The sequence below is a fragment of the Streptomyces sp. CB09001 genome (assembly GCF_003369795.1).
Taxonomy (GTDB): domain Bacteria; phylum Actinomycetota; class Actinomycetes; order Streptomycetales; family Streptomycetaceae; genus Streptomyces.
In genome coordinates this window covers 3852447-3878044 of the sequence record NZ_CP026730.1, presented here as the reverse complement: position 1 = coordinate 3878044, position 25598 = coordinate 3852447, and the positions used below count along the sequence as shown (strand labels likewise).

General features: G+C 71.1%; 24 protein-coding genes and 2 pseudogenes. 14 read left to right on the top strand and 12 right to left on the bottom strand.

The genetic code is table 11. The features are described 5' to 3' along the window. Window positions 1-36 precede the first annotated feature (36 nt). Both C4J65_RS17930 and C4J65_RS17925 read left to right on the top strand, forming a co-directional pair. Window positions 37-783, top strand: a complete 747-nt coding sequence (locus C4J65_RS17930; RefSeq protein ID WP_115743309.1) for a response regulator transcription factor — start codon at window positions 37-39, stop codon at window positions 781-783. Next, on the top strand, window positions 780-2225 hold the full coding sequence (locus C4J65_RS17925; RefSeq protein WP_115743308.1) for a HAMP domain-containing sensor histidine kinase: 1446 nt from the start codon (window positions 780-782) through the stop codon (window positions 2223-2225). Before C4J65_RS17930 ends, C4J65_RS17925 begins: the two co-directional genes overlap by 4 nt. Here C4J65_RS17925 and C4J65_RS17920 read toward each other — a convergent pair. Next, window positions 2200-2601 (bottom strand): RidA family protein, encoded by a 402-nt coding sequence (locus C4J65_RS17920; RefSeq protein ID WP_115743307.1) that lies wholly within the window; start codon window positions 2599-2601, stop codon window positions 2200-2202. The two genes, C4J65_RS17925 and C4J65_RS17920, sit on opposite strands and share 26 nt — an antisense overlap. A gap of 101 nt (window positions 2602-2702) precedes the next feature. Between C4J65_RS17920 and C4J65_RS17915 the strand changes: the two genes are divergently transcribed. Next, window positions 2703-3086, top strand: coding sequence for a helix-turn-helix domain-containing protein (locus C4J65_RS17915; protein ID WP_115743306.1), 384 nt, complete (start codon window positions 2703-2705; stop codon window positions 3084-3086). A 195-nt stretch (window positions 3087-3281) separates the two neighbouring features. On the opposite strand, the gene C4J65_RS17910 is transcribed toward C4J65_RS17915, so the two are convergent. Further along, window positions 3282-5120, bottom strand: coding sequence for a bifunctional metallophosphatase/5'-nucleotidase (locus C4J65_RS17910; RefSeq protein ID WP_115743305.1), 1839 nt, complete (start codon window positions 5118-5120; stop codon window positions 3282-3284). Window positions 5121-5328: 208 nt separating this feature from the next. Here C4J65_RS17910 and mshD point away from each other — a divergent pair, with 208 nt between their 5' ends. Further along, complete coding sequence (mshD, locus tag C4J65_RS17905) at window positions 5329-6258, top strand: mycothiol synthase (protein WP_115743304.1); 930 nt, start codon at window positions 5329-5331, stop codon at window positions 6256-6258. A 25-nt stretch (window positions 6259-6283) separates the two neighbouring features. Here mshD and C4J65_RS17900 read toward each other — a convergent pair whose 3' ends face one another. Genes C4J65_RS17900 through C4J65_RS17880 form a run of 5 tightly spaced genes read right to left on the bottom strand, consistent with a single transcriptional unit; the run spans window position 6284 to window position 10778 of the window. After that, the gene (locus C4J65_RS17900) at window positions 6284-6940 is read right to left on the bottom strand and encodes an ABC transporter (RefSeq protein WP_162833231.1); all 657 of its coding nucleotides are present in this window, start codon (window positions 6938-6940) and stop codon (window positions 6284-6286) included. Then, a complete protein-coding gene (locus tag C4J65_RS17895) occupies window positions 6928-8457 on the bottom strand; it encodes an ABC transporter permease (protein WP_115743302.1) in 1530 nt (509 codons plus the stop codon). Before C4J65_RS17895 ends, C4J65_RS17900 begins: the two co-directional genes overlap by 13 nt. Continuing rightward, entirely contained in the window at window positions 8454-9332 is an 879-nt protein-coding gene (locus C4J65_RS17890; RefSeq protein ID WP_115743301.1) for an ABC transporter ATP-binding protein, read from the bottom strand. Before C4J65_RS17890 ends, C4J65_RS17895 begins: the two co-directional genes overlap by 4 nt. A gap of 43 nt (window positions 9333-9375) precedes the next feature. After that, window positions 9376-10239 (bottom strand): zf-HC2 domain-containing protein, encoded by an 864-nt coding sequence (locus C4J65_RS17885; protein WP_115743300.1) that lies wholly within the window; start codon window positions 10237-10239, stop codon window positions 9376-9378. Further along, the gene (locus tag C4J65_RS17880; protein ID WP_115743299.1) at window positions 10236-10778 is read right to left on the bottom strand and encodes an RNA polymerase sigma factor; all 543 of its coding nucleotides are present in this window, start codon (window positions 10776-10778) and stop codon (window positions 10236-10238) included. The genes C4J65_RS17885 and C4J65_RS17880 overlap by 4 nt, the downstream gene beginning before the upstream one ends. A 223-nt stretch (window positions 10779-11001) precedes the next feature. On the opposite strand from C4J65_RS17880, the gene C4J65_RS17875 reads away from it, so the two are divergent. From C4J65_RS17875 to C4J65_RS17865, 3 genes and pseudogenes are all read left to right on the top strand, one after another. Further along, complete coding sequence (locus C4J65_RS17875) at window positions 11002-13242, top strand: RNA degradosome polyphosphate kinase (RefSeq protein ID WP_162833230.1); 2241 nt, start codon at window positions 11002-11004, stop codon at window positions 13240-13242. Window positions 13243-13390: 148 nt separating this feature from the next. Then, window positions 13391-14566, top strand: a complete 1176-nt coding sequence (locus C4J65_RS17870; RefSeq protein WP_115746505.1) for a CHAD domain-containing protein — start codon at window positions 13391-13393, stop codon at window positions 14564-14566. Between the two features lie 137 nt (window positions 14567-14703). Beyond that, window positions 14704-15105: pseudogene (locus C4J65_RS17865) on the top strand (NUDIX hydrolase); the annotation flags it as partial. Between the two features lie 172 nt (window positions 15106-15277). On the opposite strand, the gene C4J65_RS17860 reads toward C4J65_RS17865, so the two are convergent. After that, a complete protein-coding gene (locus tag C4J65_RS17860) occupies window positions 15278-16969 on the bottom strand; it encodes a recombinase family protein (protein ID WP_115743296.1) in 1692 nt (563 codons plus the stop codon). 29 nt (window positions 16970-16998) lie between these two features. On the opposite strand from C4J65_RS17860, the pseudogene C4J65_RS36695 reads away from it, so the two are divergent. From C4J65_RS36695 to pstB, 5 genes and pseudogenes are all read left to right on the top strand, one after another. Continuing rightward, window positions 16999-17275, top strand: a pseudogene (locus C4J65_RS36695) (hypothetical protein). Window positions 17276-17473: 198 nt separating this feature from the next. Then, window positions 17474-18601, top strand: a complete 1128-nt coding sequence (gene pstS / locus C4J65_RS17850) for a phosphate ABC transporter substrate-binding protein PstS (RefSeq protein ID WP_205351030.1) — start codon at window positions 17474-17476, stop codon at window positions 18599-18601. Between the two features lie 190 nt (window positions 18602-18791). Continuing rightward, window positions 18792-19802, top strand: a complete 1011-nt coding sequence (gene pstC, locus C4J65_RS17845) for a phosphate ABC transporter permease subunit PstC (RefSeq protein WP_115743294.1) — start codon at window positions 18792-18794, stop codon at window positions 19800-19802. Continuing rightward, window positions 19799-20854 (top strand): phosphate ABC transporter permease PstA, encoded by a 1056-nt coding sequence (gene pstA, locus C4J65_RS17840; protein ID WP_115743293.1) that lies wholly within the window; start codon window positions 19799-19801, stop codon window positions 20852-20854. Before pstC ends, pstA begins: the two co-directional genes overlap by 4 nt. Before the next feature lie 88 nt (window positions 20855-20942). Beyond that, window positions 20943-21719, top strand: a complete 777-nt coding sequence (gene pstB / locus C4J65_RS17835) for a phosphate ABC transporter ATP-binding protein PstB (protein WP_003974830.1) — start codon at window positions 20943-20945, stop codon at window positions 21717-21719. A gap of 112 nt (window positions 21720-21831) precedes the next feature. On the opposite strand, the gene pitH is transcribed toward pstB, so the two are convergent. After that, complete coding sequence (pitH, locus tag C4J65_RS17830) at window positions 21832-22830, bottom strand: low-affinity phosphate transporter PitH (RefSeq protein ID WP_115743292.1); 999 nt, start codon at window positions 22828-22830, stop codon at window positions 21832-21834. Between the two features lie 7 nt (window positions 22831-22837). Then, window positions 22838-23458: a DUF47 family protein gene (locus tag C4J65_RS17825; RefSeq protein WP_007451048.1), complete on the bottom strand. Its 621-nt coding sequence runs from the start codon at window positions 23456-23458 to the stop codon at window positions 22838-22840. A 227-nt stretch (window positions 23459-23685) separates the two neighbouring features. Between C4J65_RS17825 and C4J65_RS17820 the strand changes: the two genes are divergently transcribed. Beyond that, complete coding sequence (locus tag C4J65_RS17820) at window positions 23686-24075, top strand: metal-sensitive transcriptional regulator (protein WP_115743291.1); 390 nt, start codon at window positions 23686-23688, stop codon at window positions 24073-24075. Here C4J65_RS17820 and C4J65_RS36355 read toward each other — a convergent pair. Both C4J65_RS36355 and C4J65_RS17815 read right to left on the bottom strand, forming a co-directional pair. Continuing rightward, complete coding sequence (locus C4J65_RS36355) at window positions 24061-24225, bottom strand: hypothetical protein (RefSeq protein WP_007451049.1); 165 nt, start codon at window positions 24223-24225, stop codon at window positions 24061-24063. The genes C4J65_RS17820 and C4J65_RS36355 overlap by 15 nt on opposite strands. Window positions 24226-24302: 77 nt before the next feature. Further along, a complete protein-coding gene (locus C4J65_RS17815; RefSeq protein WP_115743290.1) occupies window positions 24303-25208 on the bottom strand; it encodes a hypothetical protein in 906 nt (301 codons plus the stop codon). A gap of 90 nt (window positions 25209-25298) precedes the next feature. On the opposite strand from C4J65_RS17815, the gene C4J65_RS36110 reads away from it, so the two are divergent. Continuing rightward, entirely contained in the window at window positions 25299-25469 is a 171-nt protein-coding gene (locus C4J65_RS36110) for a hypothetical protein (protein ID WP_162832946.1), read from the top strand. Window positions 25470-25598 lie beyond the last annotated feature (129 nt).

Sequence of the window (25598 nt, the reverse complement as noted above, 5' to 3'; positions counted from 1 at the left end):
GTGCCCGTACCCGACCGCATCCGAGGACCCGAGCCCATGAGCCCCGCAGACGCCGACCGCGACCGCGACCGCGAGATCCAGCGCATCCTGATCGTCGACGACGAGCCGGCGGTCCGCGAAGCGCTCCGGCGCAGCCTCGCCTTCGAGGGGTACGACACCGAGGTCGCGGTCGACGGCGCCGACGCGCTGGAGAAGGCGGCGGCGTACCGGCCCGACCTCGTCGTCCTGGACATCCAGATGCCCCGCATGGACGGCCTGACCGCCGCCCGCCGCATCCGCGGCGCGGGTGACCTGACCCCCATCCTGATGCTGACCGCCCGCGACACGGTCGGCGACCGGGTGACCGGCCTGGACGCGGGGGCGGACGACTACCTGGTCAAGCCGTTCGAGCTGGACGAGCTGTTCGCCCGCATCCGCGCGCTGCTGCGCCGCAGCTCCTACGCGGCGGCCGTGGAGGCCACCACCGAGGACGACGACACCCTCACCTTCGCCGACCTGACCATGGACCTGGCGACCCGGGAGGTCACCCGGGCCGGACGCCCGGTGGAGCTGACCCGCACCGAGTTCACCCTGCTGGAGATGTTCATGGCGCACCCGCGCCAGGTCCTCACCCGGGAGCAGATCCTGAAGGCCGTCTGGGGCTTCGACTTCGAGCCGTCGTCGAACTCCCTCGACGTGTACGTCATGTACCTGCGCCGCAAGACCGAGGCGGGCGGCGAGCCGCGCCTCGTGCACACCGTCCGCGGCGTCGGCTACGTCCTGCGGCAGGGCGGCGCCGAGTGACAGGTCTCGTCCGCCGGGTCCGCGCCCTGCCGATCCGGGCGCGGCTGTCGCTGCTGGTGGCGGCGGCGGTGGCGTTCGCGGTGGCGGCGGCGGCGGTCGCCTGCTGGTTCGTGGTCAAGAGCGTGCTGGTCAGCTCGCTCGACGAGGCCCTCAAGGCGAACCGCATGACCAAGCAGCAGGTGAGCCAGTACGTCAACCTGCGCACCGGCGAGTGCGCCCACGATCCCGTCACGCACGAGCAGAACCCGTTCGGCTCGTCCGTGCAGCTGGTGGACGGCAAGGGCGGGAGCTGCCTCATCATCGGCACGCAGGAGGTCCCGCTCAGCGACGCCGACCACGCCGTGGCCGAGGGCGAGTCCACCGACGCGTTGCACGACGCCACGGGAGCCGACGGCGCCCAGTACCGGGTCTACACCTACAGCGTGCTGCCCGAGCTGGGCGTGGCCGTCTCCGCCGCGCGGCCGCTGGGCGAGGTGAACCGCTCCCTCAACGACCTCGCCCTGGTGCTGGTGATCGTCGCGGGCGCGGGTGTCGTCGGAGCCGGCGCCGCCGGGCTGTGGGTGGCGCGCACCGGCCTGCGCCCCGTCGACGATCTGACCCGGGCCGTCGAACACGTCGCCCGTACCGAGGACCTCACCGTGCGCATCCCCGTCGCGGACGACAGCGACGACGAGATCGCCCGCCTGTCCCGCTCCTTCAACAGCATGACCTCGTCCCTGGCCGACTCCCGCGACCTCCAGCAGCAGCTCATCGCCGACGCGGGCCACGAACTGCGCACCCCGCTCACCTCGCTGCGCACCAACATCGAGCTGCTCACCCGCAGCGAGGAGACGGGGCGCCCGATCCCGGAGGCCGACCGCAAGGCGCTCCTCGCCTCGGTGAAGGCGCAGATGACGGAACTGGCGGTGCTCATCGGCGACCTCCAGGAACTCTCCCGCCCCGACACCGGCCAGCACGAGGGCCGCACCCGCATCCTCGCCTGGCACGACGTCGTCGAGTCGGCGCTGCGCCGCGCCCGGCTGCGCGGCCCGGAGCTGGCGATCGACGCGGACGTCCGCCCCTGGTACGTACGGGCGGAACCGGCCGCGCTGGAACGCGCGGTCGTCAACGTGCTCGACAACGCGGTGAAGTTCAGCCCGGAGGGCGGCACGATCGACGTGCGCCTCACCGACGGTGTGCTGACGGTCCGCGACCACGGGCCCGGCATCCCCGCCGACGAACTCCCGCACGTCTTCGACCGCTTCTGGCGCTCCCCCAGCGCCCGCGCCCTGCCCGGCTCCGGACTGGGCCTGTCCATCGTGGCGCGGACGGTGCAGCAGGCGGGCGGCACGGTGAACCTGAGCCGGGCCGACGGCGGCGGCACCACCGCCACGATCCGTCTGCCCGGGGCGCCGGTGCCGCCTCCGGAGGGAGACCTCAGGCAGGCAGCCGAAGATCGATGACGAAGCCGATCTCGACGACCTGACCGGGCAGGGTCAGCTCGGTCACGCCCAGGACCGTGGCGGCCGGGCGGTGCTCGCCGAAGTACGCCAGATTGCCCCGCGCCGCCGCGGCGGCGTGCTGCCGCAGGTCCACCACGTACTGGGTCTGCGACACGATCTGGTTGCGGGTGGCTCCGTAGTGGTCCAGGACCCGGTCCATGTTGGCGTGCGTGCGCCGGAGCTGGGCGGCGAAGTCGCCCCCGTCGGGGAACTCGCCCGCCTCGTCGAACGCGAGCTGCCCGGAGACGTGGACCAGCTCGCCCGACCCGATCGCCTGGGAGTAACCGAAGTCGTCCTCGGCCGGCACGTCGAAGCGGAAGACATCGTGGGTGGTCATGGTGCTCGCCCTTCCGGTTCACTCTCTTGTGGTTACTCGGGAACTGTAGGAGAGTGATGGCTGAACTGGAAGAACGCACTTCTCGGTGACTGAGGAACCTGATGGTGACCAAACAACTGCTCAACGGCCTGCCCGAGGACGCGGACCTGCGGCGCGCGGACTCCCTGGCGCGGGAGATCTTCTCGGACGTCGCCAACAAGTGGGCGCTCCTGATCATCGAGGCGCTCGGCGAGCGCACCCTGCGCTTCGGCGAGGTGCGCGGCGAGGTCGAGGGCATCAGTCACAAGATGCTCACCCAGAACCTGCGGATGCTGGAGCGCAACGGCCTGGTCGACCGCACGGTGCATCCGACCGTGCCGCCGAAGGTCGAGTACACCCTCACCGAACCGGGCCGCGCCCTGCGCGCCACGGTCGACGCGATCTGCGACTGGACCCAGCGCCACCTCGGCCACATCGAGGGAGCACGGGAGCGTTTCGACGCCTGAGCGGCGTCAGCGGAGGCCGAGCACGCCGGGGGCACCGATGTCGGCGGTGAGGAACCCCGGCGGGTGGAGAAGGCGCTCACACCGCACCCGCCGCTTGACTTCCGCCCCGTCCCCGTACGGCGAGGGGCCCGGCACACCCGCGGTCCCCCGACCGTCGGACGTGCCGGGCCCCTGCCCGGAGCAGCCGGCCGTCGCCTACTCCACGACCGTGATCCGGTCCGCCGCCGGGGGCGCGATCGGGGCCGTCGCCGAGGAGTTGGCCGTCAGGTACTGCTCGAAGGCGGCCAGGTCGTCCGCGCCGACGAGTTCGTTCGTGCCCTCGCCCAGCGTGGTGAAGCCGTCGCCGCCGCCCGCGAGGAAGCTGTTGGACGCGACGCGGTAGGTGGCGTTCTCGTCGAGGGGCGAGCCGTTCAGCCGGATGGAGTCCGTGACGACGCGGTCCGCGCCCGACTTGGTCAGGTCCAGGGTGTAGGTGAGGCCGGAGGAGACCTGGAGGATCTTCGGTGCCGCCTCGTTCGGGCCGCTCACCTGCTCCTTGAGGACCTGGATCAGCTGCGCGCCCGTGTAGTCCTTGAGGTTCACCGTGTTGGCGAAGGGCTGGACCGTGAAGCCCTCGGCGTAGGTGACGACACCGTCGCCCTCGGCGCCGGAGGCCGTGTAGGTCAGCGGGGCCCGGATGCCGCCCGGGTTCATCAGCGCCAGGTCGGTCTCCGGGTCCCGCTCCTTGCCGTACGCGAACTGCGCGTCGGCGATCAGGTCGCCCAGCGGGGACTCGGTGCCGTCGCGGTTGATGTCGGCGGAGAGGTAGCCGATGGGGCGGTTGCCGATCGGGGCGGCGAGGGTGCCCCACTTGTCGATCAGCCGGGTCATGTCCGGCGCCTTCGGGACGTCCCGCGTCACCACGTGGTTGGCCGACTTCACCGAGGTACGGGCGATGTCACCCGTGCGGCGGTCGTAGGTCAGCGTGGTGTCCGTGTAGAGACGGCCGAAGGACGAGGCCGAGGTGACCATGCGCGGGTTGCCCGCCGGGTCGGGGATCGTGCAGACGTACGCGTTGTGGGTGTGGCCGGTGACCAGCGCGTCGACCTGCGGGGTGATGTTCTTGGCGATGTCGACGATCGGGCCGGAGATGCCGTCGCCCGCGCCCGGGGAGTCGCAGTCGTAGTTGTAGGAGGACGAGGCGGGGAAGCCGCCCTCGTGGATGAGCGCGACGATCGACTTCACGCCCTGGCGCTGCAGCACCTTGGCGTACTTGTTGATCGTCTCGACCTCGTCCTTGAACTTCAGGCCCTTCACGCCGTCCGCCGAGACGATGTCCGGGGTGCCCTCCAGGGTCACGCCGATGAAGCCGACCTTGACGCCCCGCTGCTTCCACACCCAGTAGGGCTTGAGGAGGGGCTTCCCGGTCTTCTCGTCCAGGACGTTCGCCGCCAGATACGGGTAGTCGGCGCCCTTGAACTCCTTGTCCGTGTAGCAGCCCTCGGTGGGGTGGCAGCCGCCGTTCTGCAGGCGGGCCAGTTCCTTGGCGCCCTCGTCGAACTCGTGGTTGCCGACGCTCGTCACGTCCAGGTCGAGCTTGTTCAGCGCCTCCACGGTCGGTTCGTCGTGGAAGAGACCGGACAGGAGCGGGGAGGCGCCGACCATGTCGCCGCCCGCGGCGGTGATGGAGTACCGGTTGCCCTTGCGGGCCTCGCGCAGGTGGGTGGCCAGGTACTCCACGCCGCCCGCGTCGATCGTCTTCGTCGTGCCGTCCGGCTGGACCTCGGTGACCCGGCCGGAGGAACCGGCGGGCGGCTCCAGATTGCCGTGCAGGTCGTTGAAGGAGAGGAGCTGGACGTCCTGGTAGCGGCCATGACCGTGGCCGTGGCCGTGTCCGTGGCCGCCGTGGCCGCGGTCGTTTCCGCCCGCGCTCGCCGACGCCGGCAGGGCCGCCGCGGCGAGCGCCCCGGCGGTGACGACGGTGGCGGCGGCGACGAGGAGACGGCTCGTACGGCGTCTGCGACGCGGCTGGTGCGACTGTGCTGTGGCTGGCATGCGCCCCCCTGTGGGTGTGCGTGGCGCGAGCCGCTGAGGAGACGGCTCGTCGGCGCAGCAGCCTAGAGTCAACGCGCGTAGCGCGACAGGGGCTTCCGGGTTACAGCCTGGTTTAGCTTCACCCCCTTCCTCGCACCCTTCCTCGCCCCCTTCCTCGTCCTCGCCCACTGCCGCCACTTTGCCCCGCCCGCCCCTTACTCTCGTACGCATGACCAGCGACGACACCGTGCGGCCCGGCCGCCCCCGCTCGATCGAGACCCTCGCCGAACTCACCCCGGAGCAGACCGCCGCCGTCCTCGCCGTGCTCACCGAGGCGGCCCGGAACGACGGTCAGCACGCCGTGTCCGAGCAGGGCCGGCTGCAACTGCGCGGCCCCGCCCGGGAGGGCGTCGTACACCTCCTGCTCACCGTCGACGGCGGCGAACTCGTCGGCTACGCCCAGCTGGAGGGCACCGACCCGGTCGAACCGCCGGCCGCCGAGCTCGTCGTCCACCCCTCGCACCGGGGCCAGGGCCACGGCCGGGCCCTGGGCGCAGCGCTGCTCGCCGCCTCCGGCAAGCGGCTGCGGGTGTGGGCGCACGGCGGGCACTCCGCCGCCCGGCATCTCGCCCAGGTGCTCGGGCTCTCCCTCTTCCGGGAACTGCGCCAGATGCGGCGCCCGTTGGCCGGCCTGGATCTGCCGGAGCCGCGACTGCCCGAGGGCGTGAGTGTGCGCGCCTTCGTGCCCGGCCGGGACGACACGGCCTGGCTCGCCGTGAACGCGGCCGCCTTCGCCCACCACCCCGAGCAGGGCTCGCTCACCCAGCGCGACCTCGACGACCGCAAGGCCGAGCCGTGGTTCGACCCGGCGGGATTCTTCCTCGCCGAGCGGGACGGCGAACTGATCGGCTTCCACTGGACCAAGGTGCACGCCGAGGAGGGGCTCGGCGAGGTCTACGTCCTCGGTATCCGTCCCGACACCCAGGGCGGCGGCCTTGGCAAGGCCCTGACCACGATCGGCCTGCGCCACCTGGAGGACCAGGGTCTGCCCACGGCGATGCTGTACGTCGACGCCGACAACAAGGCGGCCGTGGCCGTCTACGAGCGCCTCGGTTTCACCACCCACGAGACGGACCTGATGTACCGCACGGAGACCTGAGCCGTCGTCCCGTACCCGAACCCGGTCACCGACCACATCTTCGCCCCAACGGCTCCGGCCCGCACACCGCCCACGCCACGGCCACCGCCGCCGCCAGCACCGCCCACCGCTCGTGCGCGACGGACCAGCGCGGATCGTCCGCCTGGACGAACAACGCCCAGTCCTCCGGGACGAGCAGGGGCACGAGAACGGCGGTGAGCAGCAGGGACGCGGCGACGAACGGGCCCGGACGGGCCTCGTCCGACAACCGTACGGCCAGGGCCGCAGCGGCGAGGGCGAGGGCGCCCACCGCCGCCGCCTCCAGGGTGACCCCGCCGGCCGGAGGCCGGGACGCCGAGGGAGTCAGGAGCAGGACCGCCGTCCACCACAGCACGGCGACCGGCGCGACCAGGACCACCCGCAGCACCTGCCGGACGAGCCTCGGCGTCGGCACGGGCACGGTCAGGTGGCGGGCCGGGTCGTCCAGCAGGAAGGCCAGGCCGAGCGCGCCGATCAGCGCGACGCCCCGCAGCAGCAACAGCGTCTGCCAGGACGTCGGTTCGGCGCCGGTGGCGAGGGGGGCGCCGGCGACCAGCAGGCCGAGGGCTCCCGCCGCCGCCAGGGCGCGCCAGGGCAGCGTGCGCCACAGCGCGCCGGCCAGATCCACCGTCGTCGCTCCTCCGGCCGCCGTCAGTCCTCGCACGAGTCCGCCTTCTCCGGCCCGGCCACGCCGAGCAGTTCGGCGACGCGGGCGGTCGTGACACCCGGTGCGGTCAGTTCGGCCCAGTGCTCCTTGACCCGGGCCCCGGTCCCGGTGGGCGGGTCCTCCAGCAAGCGGCGTACGACGTCCGTCTGGCCCTCCGTCATGGACAGCGGATTGGTGGGCGACAGGACGATCGCGGAGCCCGTCACACTGTCGTCGAGGCGGACCCGGCGCAGCGCGTCCATCGGGTCGTCCTGCCAGCTGAGCGAGAGCCACATGACGGTGACCATCCGCCCGTCGCACAACTCGCCCCCGGCCTCCTCCGTGCCCGCGACCAGGACGGCGGCGACGGCACTGGAGAACTCGGGGACCCGGTTGCCGCCCCAGGCGGTACCCACGGTGACCCGGTGCGGCTCGGTCGACGCGGGGATCGCGGTGTCGGTGCCCAGCCCGTAGCGGGCGTCGATCCGCTGCCGTACGACGAGGGGCCGGTCGTGCGCGGAGCCGCCGGCCAGGGACTGGACGTGGTCCACGACCGCGGCCCAGGTGCCGGTGCGCGGCGCCCACTCGGGGAAGGCGCAGTACCTCGACCGGCCGTGCTCGGAGCAGGTCAGCTCGGGGCGCACCGAGGCACGCTCACGGGCCGCGGTCAGCTCCGGCGACGGTGTCACGCCTCCGGCCTGGAGCACCCCGCCCGTCACCGCCCCCGCCAGACCCAGGGCGAGGCCCGCCCGGACGAAGATGCCGCGCCCGCCGGCGACGGCCATGGCGAGGAAGGCCACGCACAGGGCGGCGCCCGCCAGGTACAGGGCGTGCCAGGCGGCGGGCCGCCCCAGCAGATCGGAGGGCAGGGTGTCCGGGCCGGTCACGGAGACGACCGGGGCCAGCCAGGACAGCCCGCCCTCCTCGCTCGACCCGGTGCCGAGGACGAAGACGAACAGCAGGACGACCACCAGCAGGGGCGCGGCGAGCGCCGACCGCACCAGTCGGCCGAGGAGCACCCCGAGCGTCCCGAACACCAGCACCGTCAGCGGTCCCACGGCCAGCTCGGCCGGTGAACCGTGCCCGATCGCGCCCGGCTTGAGCGCCTCCCAGGTGAACTGCCCGGCCACGCAGAGGGCGGTGAGCAGAGCGGCCGGCACGACGGACAGCGCGTGGGCTGCCGTACGGCGCCAGGGCGGCAGGACCAGCACCGAGAAGTGGTGCTCGGTGCCGTGCCGTTCGGAGCGTATGACCGCGCGGGCGGCACACAGCAGGACGGCGAGGCCGACGAGCATCGGCATGGACTGGGTCTCGCGGTCGACGTCCTGGAGGGCGGGGCTGCCGTCCCAGGAAGTCCTCGTGCGCCACACGATCCACGCGACGTAGGCCGCGAAGGCGATGAGGACGGGGATGCTCAGCAGCAGCCTGCGGGCCTCGAACCGGGCCAGGGCCAGCACGGCCCGCGTCCCACGGTCGGGCCCGTCCTGGGCCGGCGCCCGCGCGGGCACGGCTTCCTCCGTCAGTACGGCGCTCACGCGGCCACCTCCGTGCCGGCCGTGCCGGTCCTGCCCGCGCCGTCGAGGACGAGGAGGTAACCGTCCTCCAGGGTGGGTTCGGCGGGCTCGGCGCCCGGGGGCGGGTCCCCCACGTTCCGGAAGGAGCCGGTGCCGGTGCGCCAGCCAGCCTTGGCGCCGGGGTCCTTCTCCGCGCTGCTCCACACCCGTCCGGCGGCCCGCGCGGTCAGCTCGGCCGGAGTCCCGTCGAAGCGCACCGCCCCGGCCGCCATGACGATCACCCGGTGGCAGAGCATCGCCACGTCCTCGGTCTGGTGGGTGGACAGCAGCACCGTCCGCCCCTCCCCGGCCCCGGCGATCAGCTCCCTGAACCGCATCCGCTGCTCGGGGTCGAGGCCGACGGTCGGCTCGTCCAGCACCAGGAACCCCGGGTCGCCCACCAGCGCCGCGGCGAGCGCGACCCGCTGCCGCATGCCCCCGGACAGCTTCTTGATCCGGCGGCCGCGCACGTCCCCGAGGTCGACCTCCTCCAGTACGCGCCGTACCTCACGGTGCCGCTCCCGGCGGTCCGCCAGCTCCTTGAGGATCGCCACGTAGTCGACGAACTCGAAGGCGGTGAAGTCCGGGTGGAAACCGGGCGCCTGCGGCAGATAGCCGAGCCGCCGCCGCACCTCCTGCCGGCCGCGCGCGCTCCCGGGGGCGTGCCCGAGGACGGTGAAGGCCCCCCGGTCGGCGGGCACGGCGGTGGCGAGCACGCGCAGCAGCGTGGTCTTCCCGGCGCCGTTGGGCCCGAGCAGCCCGGTGACGCCCGGGGTCAGCCGCAGCGACACGTCGTCGAGGGCGCGGGTGCGCCCGTAGTGCAGGCTCAGCCCGGAGGCGGAAACGGTGGGGGTCATACGGCACTCCCGTACGTAAAGGGGGTCGAGAAGGAGGAGGGGCTCATGCGACGCCGCGCGCGGAGACGTCGAACCGGTCGCGGAAGAGGAACAGCAGCCCGGCGCCCAGGACCGCCACGAGCCCGGACACGCCCTGCCCGGCCGCGGTGAACGGCGCCAGCGGGCCCTCCGTGGACGCGCGGGCCGCGTCCGCGGCCAGCAGCACCGCCGCCCAGGCGAACACGAGCACGGACGGCGCGAGCACGGGACCCAGCCGGGGCGTCAGCGCGAGCCCGGTCGCGGTGAGGGCGAGTCCGGGCAGCAGCCAGGCCAGGGCGGCCGGTCCGAAGCCCGGGAGCGCGAGGCTGGCCAGGCCGCCCACCCCGAGCGCCACCACGAGCACGGCGACGGTACGGATCATCAGCAGCCGGAAGCCGTGCATGGGCGAGACGACGGCCATCTCGTGCGTGGGGTCCAGCGTCGGCCCGTAGGCGAGCGCCACCGAGACCAGCGGCAGCAGCGGGGCACAGACCAGGAACAGCGTGGGCCGGCCGGCGGCACCGGCCGTGACGGCCACGAGGAAGGTCACGAGCAGCACGGCGGCGAGGGCGCCGAACCAGGACCGGCGCAGTATGGGGGTGGCCGCGAGCAGTCGCGCGGTGCCGTCGCCCGCGCCGCACCGCACCAGCAGCCGTTCGAACCACCCCGGCCGGGGCGCGTCCAGCTCGGCGTCGAGCCGTGCCCACCCCGCGTCCAGCGCGGCGGCGTCGCTCACCTCCGCGAGGACGCCCCGGCAGGTGGCGCAGGCGGTCAGATGGGCGTCGGTGGACCAGAGCGCGGGCGCCGCGAGGTCTCCCCGGGCGTAGGCCCGCAGGTCGTCCTCGTCCACGTGCCAGGCGTCCCGGGGACGGCTTTCCTCGATCCTCATGCCAGCGCCTCCCTCAGCTGCCGGCGGGCCCGCATCGCCCGCGTCTTGACCGTGCCCGGCGGGATGCCGAGCAGGACGGCCGCCTCACGGGTGGTCAGCCCGTCGACGACGGTGGCCTGGAGCACCGCGCGCAGCTCCGGTGAGAGCCGTATGAGGGCGCCGGCGAGGTCGCCGTGCTCGACCCCGGCCAGGACGCGCTCCTCCGCCGAGACCTCGTCCCGGTGCCGCAGCCGACCCAGCGCCTGCCGCAGCCGACCGCGCGCCCCCTCGCCGCGCAGCGCGTCGATCAGCCGCCGCGACCCGATCCGCCACAGCCACCCCGCCACGTCTCCTTCCTCCCGGTAGCGCGCGCTGCCGCGCCACACCGCGAGGAAGGTCTCCTGCACGACGTCGTCGACCACCGCGGCGTCGGCGCAGCGGCCGCGCATGCGGGCGGTCAGCCAGGGGGCGTACCGGCGGTACAGCTCCTCGAAGGCGCGCCGGTCGGCATCCGCCGCGACGGCCCGCAGCAGCTCCCCGTCGCTTCTCGTTTCGCTCACATCTCCTCATCGCACGAGCCGACCCGACCGGTTCACACGATCTCAGGGCGGCTCACGGCGACGTTTCGGAGACCCGCAGCTATCCCACACGTCATGTCCCCGTAACCATCGATTCAGACAGCCTTGCGAGGCTCACCGAATGAAGCCGACCGAGCCACAGCCTTCCGGGCCCTTCGGGCCCTCCGACGCGCCTGACGCGCGCGCGGCGCGGAAGAATGGGTTCATGAGGCAGCCGAACACTCAGGCCGAGGTCCAGCACACGCAGCCCTCCGTGGGTTCCATCGCGGCGCACCGCCCGGACACCGTGGCCGCCACGGTCTCCGGACTGGAGCCGGACATCGACGCCGACCTCGACGCGTACGAGGAGTCGGAGGAGTCCCAGGACGGCGGCGCCCGGCTCCCGCAGGGCCGCTTCCTGGACCGCGAGCGCAGCTGGCTCGCGTTCAACGAACGCGTGCTCGAACTCGCCGAGGACCCGGGCACCCCCCTCCTGGAGCGGGCCAACTTCCTCGCGATCTTCGCCAGCAACCTGGACGAGTTCTTCATGGTCCGCGTCGCCGGCCTCAAGCGCCGCATCGCGACCGGCGTCGCCACCCGCTCCGCCTCCGGCCTCCAGCCCCGTGAGGTGCTGGACATGATCTGGGCCCGCTCCCGTGAGCTGATGGCCCGGCACGCCGCCTGCTTCCACGAGGACGTCGCCCCGGCGCTCGCCGAGGAGGGCATCCACCTGGTCCGCTGGAGCGAGCTGGCCGAGAAGGAGCAGGCCCGCCTGTTCACCCTCTTCCGGCACCGGATCTTCCCGGTCCTGACCCCCCTCGCGGTCGACCCGGCCCACCCCTTCCCCTACATCTCGGGCCTCTCCCTCAACCTCGCGGTCGTGGTCCGCAACCCCGTCACCGGCCACCGCCACTTCGCCCGCGTCAAGGTCCCCCCGCTGCTCTCCCGCTTCCTGGAGGCCTCCCCGGGCCGCTACGTCCCCGTCGAGGACGTCATCGCCGCCCACCTGGAGGAGCTGTTCCCGGGCATGGAGGTCCTGGAGCACCACACCTTCCGCCTCACCCGCAACGAGGACCTGGAGGTGGAGGAGGACGACGCCGAGAACCTGCTCCAGGCCCTGGAGAAGGAGCTGATGCGGCGGCGCCTCGGCCCGCCCGTCCGCCTGGAGGTCGAGGAGTCGGTCGACCGCGAGGTCCTCGACCTCCTCGTGCGCGAGCTGAAGATCGGCGAGGCCGAGGTCTACCCGCTGCCCGGCCCCCTCGACCTCACCGGCCTCTTCCGCATCCACAGCATCGACCGGCCCGAGCTGAAGTACCCGAAGTTCGTCGCCGGCACCCACCGCGACCTGGCCGAGGTCGAGTCGGCCTCCGCGCCGGACATCTTCGCCGCCCTGCGCACCAAGGACGTGCTGCTCCACCACCCGTACGACTCCTTCTCCACCTCCGTGCAGGCGTTCCTGGAGCAGGCCGCCGCCGACCCGGACGTCCTGGCGATCAAGCAGACGCTGTACCGGACGTCCGGCGACTCCCCCATAGTCGACGCGCTCATCGAGGCCGCCGAGTCCGGTAAGCAGGTCCTCGTCCTGGTGGAGATCAAGGCCCGCTTCGACGAGTCCGCCAACATCAAGTGGGCCCGCAAGCTGGAGGAGTCCGGCTGCCACGTCGTCTACGGCCTGGTGGGCCTGAAGACCCACTGCAAGCTCTCCCTGGTCGTACGGCAGGAGGGCGAGACCCTGCGCCGCTACAGCCACGTCGGCACCGGCAACTACCACCCGAAGACGGCCCGCCTCTACGAGGACCTGGGCCTGCTCACCTCGGACCCGCAGGTCGGCGCGGACCTCTCCGACCTGTTCAACCGCCTCTCCGGCTACTCCCGGCGCGAGACCTACCGCCGCCTCCTCGTCGCGCCCAAGTCGCTCCGCGACGGACTCGTCTCCCGCATCCACAAGGAGATCCAGCACCACCGCGCCGGGCGCCCCGCCCACGTCCGCATCAAGGTCAACTCGATGGTCGACGAGGCCGTGGTCGACGCCTGCTACCGCGCGTCCCAGGCGGGGGTGCCGGTCGACGTGTGGGTGCGCGGCATCTGCGCGCTGCGCCCGGGCGTGCCCGGCCTGTCGGAGAACATCCGGGTCCGCTCCGTCCTCGGCCGCTTCCTTGAGCACTCGCGGGTCTTCGCCTTCGGCAACGGCGGGGAGCCCGAGGTGTGGCTCGGCAGCGCCGACATGATGCACCGCAACCTCGACCGCCGGATAGAGGCCCTGGTCCGGGTGAGCGACCCGGCCCACCGGGCGGCCCTGAACCGGCTCCTCGAGAACGGCATGTCCGACGGCACCGCCTCCTGGCACCTCGGCCCGGACGGCGAGTGGACCCGGCACGCGACCGACGCGGACGGCCAGCCCCTGCGCAACATCCAGGAGATGCTCATAGACGCCCGGAGGCGCCGGCGTGGCACAGCGACACCTTGACCCGACGGAAACCCCGGCGGAAACCCCGACGGAACCCCCGGCGACCGCCGGACCGCCGCAACCCGCCTCGACCGGCGCGCACGCGCACGCGGACACGGACGGGAACGCCGGTGCGGCCCCGCACGCCGACGCGGGCACCGACGCACTCGTGGGTTACCTGCGCGCCCAGGCCACCGAGTTCCTGCGCGCCCTGCGCCGCCACCGGGAGTCGGGGCCGGGCGCGGGCCCGGGAACGGCCACCGGCCCGGGGGCGGGAACGGCGACCGGTGCGAACGGCGCCTTCGGCGAACCGGGCCGGGCGGCCCCGCCCGCGGACGACGTGGACGCGGCCCGCGCCCTGCGCCGCGCGGCCCGCCGCATCAGCGGCACCCTGCACACCTTCCAGCCGCTGCTGGACGCCGGCTGGGCGGAGGAGATGCGCCCCGAGCTGGCCTGGCTGTCCGGCACGCTGGCCCTGGAGCACGCGTACGCGTCGCGTCTGGAGCGCCTGCTCCAGGCCCTGCACCGGCTCTCCGGTTCGACGGCGTTCCCGGCCCCGCGCCCGGTGGGCCGGGCCACCGCCACCACCACGGCCGTGCCGCCCGCCGCACCCACCGCCCACCCGGCGTCCGCGAACCGCGGCAACCTCACGGTGGGCGCGGCCAAGGCGGGCGCGCTGCTCGACCGGCAGCTGACCCTGGCCCGCACCCGGGCGCACTCCACCGCCCTCCAGGCCCTGGGCAGCAGCCGTTTCCACGCCGTCGCCGACAAGGTCGCCTTACTGGCGAGCGAAGTCCCCCTGAGCAACGCCGGGCGCAGGGCCGCTTCCGCCGCCGCCCCCGGCATCGCGCCCGTCGACCTCCGCCCGCTGGCCGCCGCCGCGCAGGAGCGCCTCACGGACGCCGTGGCCGCCCTCCCGCTGGTCACCGCGGGCAGTCCGTACAACGCCGAGGCGCTGGTCCACGGGCTCTCCCCGGACCCCGCCCCGCACCCCCAGGACACCCCGTGGCACCAGGTCCGCCTGCTGCTGCGCCTGCACCGCTACGCCCTGGAGGCGCTGACCGGCGCGGACACCGGGACCGCCAACGCCAACGCCGACGCCGACGCCGACGCCGACGCCGACTCGGTGGACGTACGCCTTCTCGCGGCCGGTGAGGCCCTCGACCGGCACCGCGACGCCTCCGAGGCCGCGGCGGCCGCCGCCCAGGCCGCACGTACCCCGCGCATCGCCCCGGCCACGGCGTACGCGCTCGGCGTGCTCCACGCCGACCAGCGGCATGAGGTGGAGGCCGCGCGGTACGCGTTCCAGCACAGCTGGCGCAAGGAACCGATCAGGCTGTCGTAGGACGAAGCAGGTCTGCACTGGACGATGTGGAACGAGGCAGGACGACGAAGCACTACCGGAATGCGATGACTCGTATGATCGCAGACAAAGATCAACGAAATTGCAGCTAAGAGACTGTTTCATTCCGAGGTGTCGCCATGTCTGACTCAACGATCCGTGCGGCAGGCTGCCTGCTGTGGCGACGCTCGCTCTCTGGCGACGGCATCGAGCTTGCATTGGTGTATCGCCCGAAGTGGGCAGATTGGTCTCACCCGAAGGGCAAGTTGAAGCACAACGAGAGTGCCCTCGAAGGCGCTCTGCGCGAAGTCCTGGAAGAGACAGGGATGACGTGCGAGCCGGGACCTGAGCTGCCCACTGCCCGTTACCTGGTCGATGGACGCCCCAAAGAAGTCCGCTACTGGGCGGCGGAGGCCACGGGCGGCGCATTCGTGCCGAACAGGGAGGTGTCCCGGCTCCTGTGGCTCTCCCCCGCCGCCGCCCGACACCGGCTGACCCAGAAGCTCGACAAGGAGCTGGTCGACGCTCTGCTGGGGGCCCTCACTCCGGGGCCTAGAGATCACGACGTCGGAACGCGATGCGCAGTAAGCGGGAGCTCGGCGCACCACCCCTACCGCCTTCACCCGCCTCCGCCGACGCCACCTGACTGACGGCCGGCGACCGCTATCGACGTGAGGGATGCCTACTCGTCCGTGCTGGTCTCCTCGTAGTCGTCTACCCGTCCCCGCTCTGACCGTCCCTCTTGTCCTTACGCCAGGTCACCTTCAACAAATTGGGGTCGAACGGGGCCTTGTCGCTGACCCCCTTGGGAACCGGCATGACCACAACGGAAGTGAACACCTGCGCGATCAATTCGCGTTTCTCCCCCAACTCCATTTGCCCCCACTTCTCTCGACTCCACCCCTGAAGCAGGTTCCGCTTCCACTCAGCCGTGAGATGATCCTTCTCCTCCCGCTCCAGAGCTTGGATGTTGCGGTTGAGGCGCGTGATCAGGTCATGCACGTCGCTCCAGTCGGACTCACCTGAGGAAACCGAGTCCTCAATGTCCCGGAGCTGCTTTCGCACAGCGGCAATTTTGTCCTTGCCACGCCACGGGATCATCTGCACCTCGGTACCTGTGAAGTGCTTGTCCAAGTACGCCAGAAGAATCTCTTCGAGGTAGTGGTCAACTGACTCAACCATACGACCGACGCCCTTGCAATTGGCGTCTCCACAACGGTAGTAGTCCCCGTACTTCGCATTCTTCCCCGAGGCCTTGTTCCCCGACAGCTTCGAGTAGCAGACCTCTTCGAAATCGTTGACACGACCGCATCGAAGCGTCCCGGAGAACATGTAGCCTCGCGTGCGCAGTTCCCCCTCAGGGTGCGGCGCTTCCGCAGCGCGCCTCATCCCCCGGTGCAGCCGATTCGCCTTGACGCCGGTCATGATGCTCTTCCACGCCTCGTACCCGACCCCGTCGCTCTCCTCGGTGGCGTGATCCCAGTCGCCGATCACCGGATCGCCGGTCTTGCGGTCCATCACAACGTCACCGCCGAGAACACGGCCACCCCACCATGCGGGGTTGGTGACAAGCGCCTTGACTCCCTGCTCCGTCCACCGACCGCCACGTGCCGTCACGACTCCCCGCTTGTTGATCTCTCCCGTGATGGCACGCCATGACCTGCCGGCGCAGCGCGCCTTGATCATGTCAACCAAGTAAGGCCATTCATCTGTGCACTTGTGCTTATTCCCAAGCCGGTAGGGCTCCTTGCACGCCCCGAGCCAACCGAAGCGGCGAGGACCGCCATAGACCTTGCCTTCCTCGGCCCTGTCGACGGCGTTCCGCACAGTGCGCCTACGGATCCTCCCTACCTCGGCCTCTCCTGTCCCCGGAGTGACCAGGCCCGCGATCACCGTGCCATCGTCGTCGACGAGATCCAGAAGGCTCTTGTCCTCGATGAATACCCCATCACCGTCACCATCACTGACCATGACAAGCGCGTCCTGGAAGGCAATGAAGTCGCGAGGCAAGCGGTAGACCCGTTCCCGTTCGACAGCCGCACAGCCCCTGACCGGCACACCGGTCTCTTCCTCCTTGCCATGCGCAATGTCACGGCACATCTGCAGGAACGCGGGGCGCTTCACCTCACGCTTGGCAGCGGTGAGGTTGTTGTCCTCGTAGTGGAGGACGATCACGCAACCATGCTGCTCGGCGTTCCTGGCGTTGTTCTTGTGCTGACGCCCCACACCGATTCCGTCGCCCTGCAGACGATCGGCGGAGATCCGGGCGTATGAGATCAGAGGGATTCGCCCGTCGATCCAGTCTTCAACAGTGCCGCCGTCGTCCAGATGCGCCTGGAGGTCAGGGGCGACGTAGGTGCGAGAGAACGTCTTGGACGGCCGCGCCGGGTTCCGCGTATCGATCACACGCCGACCCTATTGCACCGTTACTAGCGATGCTACAGAAACCGTTACACCCGAAGGGCAAGCTTCCCGGCAAGGACGCTCGCGGGCTCCCTGCGCGAGGTCGCCGAGGAGACGGGGTACGTCGCCGCGCCGGGCACGGCGGCCGCCACCGGCGGTCTTCACCCCCTCCGACGAGTCGACCGCATCCTGTGGCTGGCCCCCGACGCGGCCCGCGCCCGCCTCACCCAGCCCCGGGACCGGGCCCTGGTCGGCGAGCTGCTCGCCACGCGCCTTCCCGGAGCGCCCGGAGCACGCGGCGAAGCCTGAGAGCCTTCACTCCCCCTCCGGAACCGGCCCGTGTCCTCGACGTAAGCGTTCCGTGACCTCACCGCACCGTCCACAGGGGTTCACCCGGCGTTCATTTACGCCCTTCGGCGCCTTCATCTGATCTGCCTAATTTCGGCCTTACCACTCCTCGCACGCCGCCGAATTCAGGACGGCGGCTCCTGGAAGGAACTCCCTCAAGTGAAGCTTCAGCGCATGAACCGGCGGGCCCTCGCTCTCGGTGCTCTCGCCGTCTCCGGCGCCCTGGCCCTCACGGCGTGCGGCTCCGACGACACCGGCGGCAACAGCGGCAGCGACTCCAGCTCCGCCGCCGCCAACAGCAACATCAAGTGCGACGACGCCAAGGGCCAGCTCCAGGCCTCCGGCTCGTCCGCCCAGAAGAACGCCATCGACGCCTGGGTCAAGCAGTACGTCGCCGCCTGCAACGGCGTGCAGATCAACTACAACCCGACCGGTTCCGGCGCGGGCATCACCGCCTTCACGCAGGGCCAGACCGCGTTCGCCGGCTCGGACTCCGCGCTGAAGCCGGACGAGATCGAGGCCTCGAAGAAGGTCTGCAAGGACGGTCAGGCCATCGACCTGCCGATGGTGGGCGGCCCGATCGCGGTCGGCTTCAACGTCCCGGGTGTCGACACCCTCGTCCTGGACGCCCCGACGATGGCCAAGATCTTCGACAGCAAGATCACCAACTGGAACGACGAGGCGATCAAGAAGCTCAACCCCGACGCCAAGCTGCCCGACCTCAAGATCCAGGCCTCCCACCGCTCGGACGAGTCCGGCACCACGGACAACTTCACCAAGTACCTGAAGGCCGCCGCGCCCGACGACTGGAAGTACGAGGGCGGCAAGTCCTGGGAGGCCAAGGGCGGCCAGTCCGCGCAGGGCTCCTCCGGCCTGGCCGGCCTGGTGAAGCAGACCCCCGGTGCCATCTCGTACTTCGAGCTGTCCTACGCCAAGGACGGCATCAAGACCGTCGACGTCAAGACCGCGGCCGCCGAGCCGGTCAAGGCCACCGTCGAGAACGCCACCGCCGCCATCGGCGCGGCCAAGGTCGTCGGCACCGGCAAGGACCTGGCGCTGGAGCTGGACTACACCCCGGACGCCGCCGGCGCCTACCCGCTGGTCCTGGTGACGTACGAGATCGCCTGCGACAAGGGCAACAAGGCGGACACCCTGCCCGCCACGAAGTCCTTCCTGAACTACATGGCCTCGGAGGACGGCCAGGGCCTGCTGTCTGACGCCGGCTACGCCCCGATGCCCGCCGAGATCATCACCAAGGTCCGCGAGAACATCTCGGGCCTGAGCTGACCCGAGTGCGGTCCGGTCCCCACGCGGAGCCGACAGCGTCCCCACGCGGAGCCGACAGCGTCCCTCCCGGGACCGACAGCGTCCCCGCCGGGGGCCGGACCGCACCGTCCGGTGCACCGCCGCCAGGAGCCCCCGACCGGGGCTCCGCCCGAGCCGCCGACCACGACGGCTCCGCAGACCGGAGAACCCGATGGACATAACAACGGACACCCAGCAGCCAGCCCCCTCCCGCACACCCCAGCCGCCCGCCTCCAAGGACGCGCGCGCCGGCCGCGGCGTCACCCGCCCCGGCGACCGGATCTTCGTCGGGCTCTCCCGCGGGTCCGGCATCCTCGTGCTGGTCATCATGGCCGCCATCGCGGCCTTCCTCACCTACCGCGCCGTCCTCGCCATCAGCGACGACGAGGCGAACTTCTTCACCAGCTTCGAATGGAACCCGACCGGCAGCCCGCCGGAGTTCGGCATCGCGGTCCTGGCCTACGGCACCGTCGTGTCGTCGATCATCGCCATGGCCATCGCCGTCCCGGTCTCGGTCGGCATCGCGCTGTTCATCACGCATTACGCGCCGCGCAAGCTGGGCGGCCTGATCGGCTACGTGATCGACCTGCTCGCCGCCGTGCCCTCGATCGTCTACGGCCTGTGGGGCGCGCTCGTCCTCGTGCCGCACCTGAACGGGCTCTACGGCTGGCTCGACGAGTACCTAGGCTGGACCGGGATCTTCGAGTGGAACGGCGGCGCGGGGCGCTCGCTGTTCACCGTGGGCATCCTGCTGGCGATCATGATCCTGCCGATCATCACCAACGTCAGCCGTGAGGTCTTCCGGCAGGTCCCGCGCATGCACGAGGAGGCCGCCCTGGCCCTCGGCGCCACGCGCTGGGAGGTCATCCGGATGTCGGTGCTGCCCTTCGGCCGCTCCGGCGTCATCTCCGCCTCGATGCTCGGCCTCGGGCGCGCGCTCGGCGAGACGATGGCCGTGGCCATGGTGCTCTCCCCGACCTTCGACATCACCGCGAGCCTGCTGGACCCGGGCGGCGGCACCTTCGCCCAGAACATCGCCAGCAAGTTCAACGAGGCCACCCAGATGGGCCGCGACGCCCTGATCGCCTCCGGTCTGGTCCTGTTCGTCATCACCCTGCTGGTCAACGGCGGCGCCCGCATGATCATCGCCCGCCGCAAGGAGTACTCGGGGGCCAACGCATGAGCAACGCAACCCTGACCCCCGCCCCCAAGAACCGCAGCTCCCTGCGCGCCGCAACCCTGCCCAAGTGGTTCCCCTGGGCGGTCGCGGCCGGCTCGGTCCTCCTCGGCCTCGGCATCAGCGCCGCCGCCGGGCTGAACAGCAGCATCCAGTGGGCCCTGATCGCCGCGGTCCTCTTCGTCGGCGGTTCGTACGGCATCTCGGCGGGCGTCGAGGGCGGTCGGCAGGCCAAGGACCGGGTCGCGACCAGCATGGTCTGGGTCGCCTTCCTGCTGGCCCTGATCCCGCTGGTCTCCCTGATCTGGGAGACCGTGAAGCAGGGCGTGAAGGTCCTCGACGGCTACTTCCTGACCCACTCGATGGGCGTGGTCGGCGACGCCGAGCCCGGCGGCGGCATCTACCACGCCATCCTCGGCACCCTGGAGCAGGTCGGCCTCGCCACACTGATCTCCGTGCCGATCGGTGTGCTCACCGCGATCTACCTGGTCGAGTACGGTCGCGGCCGGCTCGCCAAGGCCGTCACCTTCTTCGTGGACGTCATGACGGGCATCCCGTCGATCGTCGCGGGCCTGTTCGTGCTCAGCCTGTGGGTCCTGATCCTGGACATGGGTCCGTCCGGCGTCGCCGGCTCGTTCGCCCTGTGCATCCTGATGATCCCCGTGGTCGTCCGCTCCACCGAGGAGATGCTCAAGCTCGTCCCGAACGAGCTGCGCGAGGCGTCCCTCGCCCTGGGCGTGCCCAAGTGGCGCACGATCATCAAGGTGGTCCTGCCGACCTCGATCGGCGGCATCGTCACCGGCGTCATGCTGGCCGTCGCCCGCATCACCGGCGAGACGGCCCCCGTACTGCTGCTGGTCTGGGGCACCGACTTCATCAACGCGAATCCCTTCCAGGACCCGCAGGAGTCGCTGCCGATGTACATCTACCTGCAGTACGGCGCGGGCTCCGACGCGGCCTACGACCGTGCCTGGGCGGCGGCCCTGACGCTGATCGCCTTCATCATGATCCTCAACCTCGCGGCCCGCGGCATCGCCCGCTGGAAGGCCCCACGGTGACATCGAGCGGCTGCCGCCGCGTGGCAGGTCGCTGACGCGACCGACGCAGAACAGTCAGCGACTCGGACCGAAAGAAGCAGTGATACCCATGGCCAAGCGCATAGATGTCAGCGGCCTCAACGCCTACTACGGCTCGTTCCTGGCCATCGAGGACATCTCGATGACCGTCGAGCCCCGCTCCGTGACGGCCTTCATCGGCCCCTCCGGCTGCGGCAAGTCCACCTTCCTGCGCACGCTCAACCGCATGCACGAGGTCACCCCGGGCGGTCGCGTCGACGGCAAGGTGATGCTCGACGACGAGAACCTCTACGGCGCGGGCATCGACCCGGTGGCCGTGCGCCGCGAGGTCGGCATGGTCTTCCAGCGCCCCAACCCGTTCCCCACGATGTCCGTCTACGACAACGTGGCGGCGGGCCTGCGCCTGAACGGCAAGTACAAGAAGTCCCAGCTGGACGACGTGGTCGAGAAGTCGCTGCGGGGCGCCAACCTCTGGAACGAGGTCAAGGACCGCCTGAACAAGCCGGGCTCCGGTCTCTCCGGCGGCCAGCAGCAGCGGCTGTGCATCGCCCGGGCCATCGCGGTCGAGCCGAACGTCCTGCTGATGGACGAGCCCTGCTCCGCCCTGGACCCGATCTCCACCCTGGCGATCGAGGACCTGATCGGCGAGCTGAAGGAGCGCTTCACGATCGTCATCGTGACGCACAACATGCAGCAGGCGGCGCGGGTCTCGGACCGTACGGCGTTCTTCAACCTGGCGGCGGTCGGGCAGCCCGGCAAGCTGATCGAGATCGACGAGACGGAGCGCATCTTCTCCAACCCGTCGGTCCAGGCCACGGAGGACTACATCTCCGGCCGCTTCGGCTAGACCGGTCCCGCCCCACCGGACCCCTCGCGGTGCTGCATGGCGGTGCCACCGCGAGGAGCACAAGGGCCCGCCCCCGAAACCGGGGGCGGGCCCATCGCGTACGGGGCGCTTGCTACAGAACCGCCAGGTTCACGATCCAGAACGACACCGCGGCCACCGCCGCGGCGGCGGGCATCGTGATGAACCACCCCATGATGATGTTCTTCGCGACCCCCCACCGCACGGCGTTGACCCGCTTCGTCGCCCCCACGCCCATGATCGCGGAGGTGATCACGTGCGTCGTGGAGATCGGCGCGTGGAAGATGAAGGCCGACCCGAACATGATCGAGGCGCCCGTCGTCTCCGCGGCGAACCCCTGCGGCGGGTCCAGCTCGATGATCTTCCGGCCCAGCGTCCGCATGATCCGCCAGCCACCGGCGTACGTCCCCGCGGACAGCATCAGCGCGCAGGCGAGCTTCACCCACACCGGGATCGGGTCGCCGTAGTCCTCGACGTCGGCGATGACCAGTGCCATCACCACGATGCCCATCGTCTTCTGCGCGTCCTGCAGGCCGTGCCCCAGCGCCATGCCCGCCGCCGACACGGTCTGCGCGATGCGGAAGCCGCGCTTCGCCTTGTGCGGATTGGCCCGCCGGAAGATCCACATGATCGCGGTCATCACCAGGTAACCGGCGAGCAGGCCGATCACCGGCGACACGAACATGGGGATGACGATCTTGTCGACGACCCCGTGCCAGTACACGGTCGTGCTCCCGGCCAGCGCCGCGCCGACCATGCCGCCGAACAGCGCGTGCGACGAGGACGAGGGCAGCCCGAAGTACCAGGTGATCAGGTTCCAGACGATGGCGCCCACGAGCGCCGCGAAGAGGATCCCCATCCCCTTCGAACCCTCGGGGGTCTCGATGACCCCCTCACTGACGGTCTTGGCGACCCCGGATCCCATGAACGCGCCGGCCAGGTTCATGACCGCGGCCATGGCGAGCGCCGCGCGGGGGGTCAGCGCCCGCGTCGACACGGAGGTGGCGATCGCGTTGGCCGAATCGTGGAAACCGTTGGTGTACGTGAAGAAGAGCGCGACCCCGATGGTCACGACCAGAGCAAAGGTGTCCATGAACGGCTCAGGACTCCTTGACGGCGATGGTCTCCACCGTGTTCGCCACGTGCTCGAACGCGTCGGCCGCTTCCTCCAGCACGTCCACGATCTGCTTCAGCTTCAGCACCTCGATGGCCTCGTACGAGCCGTTGAAGAGGTGGGCGAGCAGCTTGCGGTGGACCTGGTCGGCCTGGTTCTCCAGGCGGTTGACCTCGATCCAGTACTCGGTGAGGTTGTCCATGGTGCGCAGGTTCGGCATGGCCTCGGCGGTCAGCTCGGCGGCCCGCGCCAGCACCTCGATCTGCTGGTCGACGCCCTTCGGCAGTTCCTCGACGTTGTAGAGGACGACCAGGTCGACGGCCTCCTCCATGAAGTCCATGATGTCGTCGAGGGAAGAGGCGAGGTTGTAGATGTCCTCGCGGTCGAAGGGCGTGATGAACGAGGAGTTCAGCTGGTGGAAGATCGCGTGCGTGGCGTCGTCACCCGCGTGTTCGGCGGCCCGCATACGCTCTGCGATCTCGGCCCGGGCGGATGCGTCCGCCCCGAGCAGTTCCATCAGGAGCTTGGAGCCCGTCACGATGTTGTCCGCGGAGGCGGCGAACATGTCGTAGAAGCTCGTCTCCCTGGGGGTCAGACGAAAGCGCACGTGGGGTCCTCGGGGTGCATGGGTTTCGGTCAGGCTGATGCTAGGCGCATCATCCGGCCACTGCTAACGGGCCTTCCCCAGTGTCGCCCATCAGGCAGAGTGATGAGCAGGGGGGCGACGTCGGCCGCTCCGGCAAGGGCCCCATACCCGGGAAAGTTCGTTACCATATACCCACCAGGGGTATATGTCCGCTATTCCCCGAATCACCAGTCCAGCAGGAGGACGCGATGACGACCACCGAGGCCGGCGCGGGTGCGCCCTCCTCCGCCGTGGACCGGGCGGTGCCCCCGGCGGAGACGGACGGCACGGACATCGTGACCGACCACGACCGCGGCGTGCACGGTTACCACAAGCAGAAGGACGAGCACCTCAAACGCCTGCGCCGCATCGAGGGCCAGATCCGCGGCCTGCAGCGGATGGTCGACGAGGACGTCTACTGCATCGACATACTCACCCAGGTCTCCGCCTCCACGAAGGCCCTGCAGTCCTTCGCGCTGCAACTGCTGGAGGAGCACCTGCGCCACTGCGTCGCGGACGCGGCCCTCAAGGGCGGTACCGAGATCGACGCGAAGGTGGAAGAGGCGACGAAGGCCATCGGCAGGCTACTGCGCACGTGAGCGCTCCTCGGCCACGCGCAGCACCTCGTCGATGCTCTCCAGGCTGAGCCGCTCCCGGGCGGCCGACGCCGCGATGATCAGCTCGCCGCACAGCTCGATCTCGGCGAGGGCCACGTGGTCCTGAACCGCCGTACCGCCGACCGGAGCCACACGCGTCACCTCGTCTCTGCCGTCACCGACTTCCTAGAGTAGGGAGCGGCCTACGCACCGCGCATGGCACGGAAGGGCTAGTTCTTGCCGTCCACGCCCCGCTCACCGGGCTCGGCGGCGATCTTGCCGGCGTAGATGTCCTGGTCCTCGGGCAACCGTACGCGCACGGCGGCGCCGAAGTCGTAGAGCAGCGTCGTCGAGGCGACGTCCACGATGCCGGTGCCGTCCGCCTGCCCGTTGGTGAAGCTGAAGCGGTGCCGGACCTTGCGGATACGGCCCTCGTCGTCGAGATAGGCGTCGAACGGCACCTCGGCGGTGGCGAACCCCTCGGCCGCCGCGGCCAGCGCCTTCTTGTTGCCCTCCGAGGCACCGCGCGCCGCCCGCGCGAGATCGGCGGTCCCCCGGTAGTGCCGCACCTCGGTCCCGGCCAGCTCGGTGCGCCCCACGAACGTCGCCGTCCGCGTCCCCCGCAGCACCTCGGCGGCGGCGAACGGATCCGTCGCCCCGCCGGTCACCAGGTTCCCGTCGGACAGCGAGTCGGTCTCCACCCGCACCCACTTGTCGTCGGGGACACCGGCGCCCCGGTTCTTCATGAACAGCGCCCCCGGGGCGAGCAGCTCGGTGATCGGCCGGTGCTCACTCGCCCCCGCCGGATCCTGCGGCAGCCGCACCTTCAACTGCCCGAGCCGCTCCGCGAAGTCGTACACGCCCTCGCCCCGGATGGTCACCCGCGTCCCGCCGCTGGCCATCTGCATCGCGGTACGCGCCTTGGCGCTCCCGGCGGCCACCAGCCGGTCGGCGGCACGGTGCAGCACGGCGACCGGATCGCCGCCGCCCGCTCCCTGGACGGAGGCCCCCTGCCCGGAACCGGAACACCCGGCAGCGGCCAGACAGACGCAGACCGCACCGCCGACGAGGGCGAGGCCGCCGCCCGTCCTCCCACTCCGCAGCTCCCGCTCCCGCTCACGCTCCCGCCCGACCATCGCCACCTGCTATCCCAAGCCGTACGCCCGTTCCGGACCCCCTGCCGTCCCGCTTAACGAGGGGCAGGCAACCCCGGTAACGTTGTGGGCGTGGCGCAGCAGGACGGTCTCGAAGCCCCCGGGGACGCCCCGGAACACCTCACGACAACGGTCGAACAAGGCCCCTTCTGTCTGGCCCGCTGCACCTGCGGCTGGCGAGGCCCGGCCCGAAGAGCCAGAAGCCAGGCCCGCACCGACGCCAAGACCCACACCCTGACGTAGCCCCCGGTAGCTGCGGGCAGTCGTGCCCCCCGTAGCTGCGGGCAGTCGTGCCGCTGGGGCGGCACGGGTGGGCGCAGCGGCACCCGCCCAGCGCCGGTCAGCGCCCCCACCCCCGCGACGCCTCCAACG

Excerpts from the sequence above, each read along its gene's own strand:
- C4J65_RS17930 (WP_115743309.1), top strand. The coding sequence starts at position 37 with ATGAGCCCCGCAGACGCCGACCGCGACCGCGACCGCGAGATCCAGCGC.
- C4J65_RS17920 (WP_115743307.1), bottom strand. The coding sequence starts at position 2,601 with ATGACCACCCACGATGTCTTCCGCTTCGACGTGCCGGCCGAGGACGAC.
- C4J65_RS17915 (WP_115743306.1), top strand. The coding sequence starts at position 2,703 with ATGGTGACCAAACAACTGCTCAACGGCCTGCCCGAGGACGCGGACCTG.
- C4J65_RS17910 (WP_115743305.1), bottom strand. The coding sequence starts at position 5,120 with ATGCCAGCCACAGCACAGTCGCACCAGCCGCGTCGCAGACGCCGTACG.
- mshD (WP_115743304.1), top strand. The coding sequence starts at position 5,329 with ATGACCAGCGACGACACCGTGCGGCCCGGCCGCCCCCGCTCGATCGAG.
- C4J65_RS17890 (WP_115743301.1), bottom strand. The coding sequence starts at position 9,332 with ATGACCCCCACCGTTTCCGCCTCCGGGCTGAGCCTGCACTACGGGCGC.
- C4J65_RS17885 (WP_115743300.1), bottom strand. The coding sequence starts at position 10,239 with ATGAGGATCGAGGAAAGCCGTCCCCGGGACGCCTGGCACGTGGACGAG.
- C4J65_RS17875 (WP_162833230.1), top strand. The coding sequence starts at position 11,002 with ATGAGGCAGCCGAACACTCAGGCCGAGGTCCAGCACACGCAGCCCTCC.
- pstC (WP_115743294.1), top strand. The coding sequence starts at position 18,792 with ATGGACATAACAACGGACACCCAGCAGCCAGCCCCCTCCCGCACACCC.
- pstA (WP_115743293.1), top strand. The coding sequence starts at position 19,799 with ATGAGCAACGCAACCCTGACCCCCGCCCCCAAGAACCGCAGCTCCCTG.
- pstB (WP_003974830.1), top strand. The coding sequence starts at position 20,943 with ATGGCCAAGCGCATAGATGTCAGCGGCCTCAACGCCTACTACGGCTCG.
- pitH (WP_115743292.1), bottom strand. The coding sequence starts at position 22,830 with ATGGACACCTTTGCTCTGGTCGTGACCATCGGGGTCGCGCTCTTCTTC.
- C4J65_RS17820 (WP_115743291.1), top strand. The coding sequence starts at position 23,686 with ATGACGACCACCGAGGCCGGCGCGGGTGCGCCCTCCTCCGCCGTGGAC.
- C4J65_RS17815 (WP_115743290.1), bottom strand. The coding sequence starts at position 25,208 with ATGGTCGGGCGGGAGCGTGAGCGGGAGCGGGAGCTGCGGAGTGGGAGG.